Source organism: Qipengyuania xiamenensis, from assembly GCF_019711495.1.
Classification (GTDB): Bacteria; Pseudomonadota; Alphaproteobacteria; order Sphingomonadales; family Sphingomonadaceae; genus Qipengyuania; species Qipengyuania xiamenensis.
The window spans coordinates 1-3,749 of record NZ_JAIGNM010000005.1; the positions used below are offsets into that span (position 1 = coordinate 1).

General features: G+C 52.9%; 4 protein-coding genes. 1 reads left to right on the top strand and 3 read right to left on the bottom strand.

The window, feature by feature from the left end; genetic code table 11:
• Window positions 1-467: 467 nt before the first annotated feature.
• From K3165_RS13935 to K3165_RS13945, 3 genes are all read right to left on the bottom strand, one after another.
• Window positions 468-983, bottom strand: coding sequence for a DUF2059 domain-containing protein (locus tag K3165_RS13935; RefSeq protein WP_221549529.1), 516 nt, complete (start codon window positions 981-983; stop codon window positions 468-470).
• 140 nt (window positions 984-1,123) lie between these two features.
• Window positions 1,124-1,507: a hypothetical protein gene (locus tag K3165_RS13940; protein WP_221549531.1), complete on the bottom strand. Its 384-nt coding sequence runs from the start codon at window positions 1,505-1,507 to the stop codon at window positions 1,124-1,126.
• A 223-nt stretch (window positions 1,508-1,730) separates the two neighbouring features.
• Entirely contained in the window at window positions 1,731-2,108 is a 378-nt protein-coding gene (locus tag K3165_RS13945) for a hypothetical protein (protein ID WP_221549533.1), read from the bottom strand.
• Between the two features lie 268 nt (window positions 2,109-2,376).
• Here K3165_RS13945 and K3165_RS13950 point away from each other — a divergent pair, with 268 nt between their 5' ends.
• Window positions 2,377-3,501, top strand: a complete 1,125-nt coding sequence (locus K3165_RS13950; RefSeq protein WP_221549535.1) for a hypothetical protein — start codon at window positions 2,377-2,379, stop codon at window positions 3,499-3,501.
• The last annotated feature ends 248 nt before the right edge of the window (window positions 3,502-3,749 follow it).

A 3,749-nucleotide genomic window follows, 5' to 3' on the forward strand; every position in this document is an offset into this window, starting at 1 on the left:
TGGTTGCTCTCCGGCGAAGGAAACTTACGCCGCAAGCTGCTCTAAGCCGCTCGATCACTGGCGGACCGAACGAGACGGCCTTGTTCATTTGGCCCCGGTCCTCGCGTTCTCCGTGGATCAAGATGGAGTCTTGAGGGAACGAGTAGGTTCGTCGGAGCGCATAATCTCAGATTTAGATCTAGCTGAGATTGCGAGTGAGGCGTCCTCCATTGCCCCACTTCCTCAACTCATACTCGAGGTTGAGCCAAATGCACCATGCGATCGAGTGGAGGCAGTACGCACGATCATGAACAGGTCAGACATTTGCCGAGATGAGACTTCCCTTTGCAGTGAGGGAAACGACTGGGAAAACTGGTCAGAAGTCAACGCACGTTAGTGTCTGCAACCGGGGCGTTAGCTGCCCGTCCACTCCTGGCACATCGCTAGCTCGGTAAATCAGTCGCGAACTGGGTGGAAGGCGGACATTCCTACCGAGAGCGATAAGATTTCACGGCCTCAGCGACCAAGGCTTGCTCGGTCTCTTCCATGTTCGTGCCGATGTAGGCTTCCATGCGCCACGATCCGGCCAAATAATGCCTGCCGACAGGAGTCTCAAAGAAGGCGACCATTTGGCGCAGCTCGTCTTCGGTGAACTCCCAATTTAAGTGCTGCTCGTACTCGCTCTGATAGATTGAGCGATACTTCTCATATTCGGCCTTGAGAGCCTCCACCGGCCCGGTAAGAGCCTCCGAAATTTCGACCTCGCCTTCATGCCATCCAAGCTCGGCTATAAATGCATATTGTTCCAAGAAGCTGCCGCTGTCCAACCGGCTTTGGATGCCAACGACCGTCATGAACCGCTTAATGAGTTCTAGCTTCTCCCCTGACGGAGGGGTTTCATTCTGCGCTGAAGGCGCGAGTGATGTTCTATGATCGGGAGATTCAGCCATCGTGGGCGTCAGTGGAGCAGCAACAAGCGAGGCTGCCAATATGATCTTATGCATTGGGATTGCCTAGCGCATTGACGAATGTCTGCAATCGGGTCGTTACCTGCCCGTCTGCTCCTGGCACACCGATAGCTCGGTAAAAGCGGCGCCAGATGGGTGGGAAGCGGCCTTCGCCTGCATGACCCTGCCGTCCTTTTCTATTTCAAGTCTTCAGATTGGTTAGTCCTGCTGTACCGCTCATAGAAATATCGCCTAGTTCCACCATCCGCTTCGACAAGCCAAGGCGACACCCTTTCCAGCTGATCAGGAACGAGAACGATGTGGCCATCTTCCAGCTGCAATCGACCCGACACCTTGTGCGTGGCTACCGCTGCATTGGGGCTCGAAATTTCGACAGCGATCCCTGAGGCGAGTTGATTAGGTGATAGACGTTCGTTTGCGACATTTTGGATTTCGACTACAACATCGCAACTCATATCGAAGAAGCCGTGTCTGACACGACCTGAGCTGTCCTCAGTTTCGACGATTTCTCCAACCCAATGCACTTCGACCCCTTGCCATAGAACTTCGTTGTTCGGCATCTTGCAAATTGTACTTGGGACCTCAGTGCAACTGCTCAAGAAACTAGCAAGCGCAAGGGTTAGGATTGGGATGTGATCTCGTACCATTTTCGCGGGATGAAGCATGTTTAGAGAATGTCCGCAATCGGGTCGTTAGCTGCCCGTGCGCTCTTGGCACATCGCTAGCTCGGTGAAAGCGACTTCAGATGGGTGGAAAGCGGTCACCGCGAAGCGGTTCTTGAAGTTAGGAAGGCTCGTGGTCGAGCGATGGAGAGCTACGCATCCACTGGCGTGCTGCCGGGGTAAACAATAGGCTAAATGCGAAGATCTGGCCCAGCGTTTGGGCCAGCATTATCCAGCCACTGCCTATCAATTGACCACTTTCTGCGAGGGCAGCAACGGTGGGCAGACCAAGCAGAAGCATCGCTATCGACACCCACATGGCTATCTTACTCCGGCGACGAGAAATCAGGAGTGTTAGGCCTCCCATAAATATGAACGTAAAGATTGCTACGCCCACAACGAACGCGCCAGGGTTTGAGATCGTTTGAGGGACGGTTGCCACCGCATCATCCCAACCAAGATAGTTTTGGATCAGGCCCAGAAAAAGGGTTCCGAACATAATCCTCTCAAACCAAACGATCGGAGCCGGTCGCATTCTCTTTTCTCCCGCAGTAGGTTTGCGCTCTGACGATACTTTGGAATGTCCGCAACCGGGTCGTTAGCTGTCGGTCCGCTCTTGGCGTATCCCTAGCTCGGTAAATCAGTCACGAACTGGGTGGGAAGCGGACATTCAATTTAGGGGCTTTTCGACGTACGATACCTTCTAACGCTATATCATTAGCGACTTTTATGTATGAATAGATTCGTGAGGGGGAGTATTCGGACGCATGAAGGTCTTTGTTTCATTGTCTCTTGCGGCAATTGGTCTGACAGTGCCCGCCACTTATGGGTATCTATCGTCAGATGCCGATAAAGAAGCGCGCGATTTGCGCGAATTGGTTGAGAAATCGCACTCCGAGAATCCGACGGGAGGACTTGGTTACGATTGGTTCGATTGCCTCGAACGATTTCAAACCGAAGCCGACAAAGCAGCAAATAAGGTCGTCTGCCATACTTGGACCGCCCAAGGCGTAACATCGACGCTTTTCGCCCTGAAGTTCGGGAATGATCGCGTTCCAGTGGTCGAGAGTCATCTCGAAGGTTCGAGTGACAACCAGCGCGTCATCATTGATGTTCAAGGAGGGCCTGGCGGCCTCCCGTTTTACAGCAATCCGGTGATGACCGATGAATATGTTGAGAGGATCCGGCGAAACGGCATGCTCGAGCTTGTTGGTGGATCCATGGAGGAGCTACCGCAATACCAGATCATGAAGCGTGGTTTTACGATTGCTTCGATTGGCTACTGGGGAATGAATATTCGCACCCTCTATGAGCCGAATGAAATCGAACTCGCCATCCGCGATGTCAAGCTGGCAACAGACTATTATCGCGCCCAGGAGGGTGGCGACCCTCCGATGATAACCACCAGCCTAGGAAATCATCTTGCTCTCGGAGCACTGGGGCAAGAGCGATTGCAGAAATTAAATTTCCTTTCACTCGTCCCGGTGATGGATGGTCTTCAGGATCACATTTCTCGTAAGAAGGACGAGAAGTCGGCAGCTGACGCAAAAGGAGAACGTTTTGGTAGTTGGTACGCCTTCAATGTTTACAAGCGCTCGGGTGATGATGTCGTCTTCGAATATTCGCGAGGGCTGCCTTTTCTTGATTTTGTAACTCAATTCATCGGCGATCACGATTTGCCGTGGGGTGTAGTGACTCCCAAGAGCGTATGTTCCAAGATCGTGTTGGGCAGCAAAGATCCGCGGACAACTGAGTACTTGGCGGCGAATGAGGACTTGCCAAGGTACTTGTCGGTCTGGGACTCCGATCATGAACTTTTTAAAGATGCGCTGCCTCAATCGCAGACTCTATTCGCCGACTACGCAGACTGTTTGATAGAAGACGGAGGCTAGGCCGCTTGACCGCAATCGGGTCGATAGCTGCCCGTCCGCTTCTGGCACCTCACTTGCTCGGTGAAACAGGCGCAAATTGGGTGGAAAGCGGACATTGCGCGTCGTCACCGTAGATGACAGAACTTCAGCGATGAAATTGATCTCGCTAGCGCTACTTATTCCATTTTTGGCTGGTTGCTCTCCGGCGAAGGAAACTTACGCCGCAAGCTGCTCTAAGCCGCTCGATCACTGGCGGACCGAACGAGACG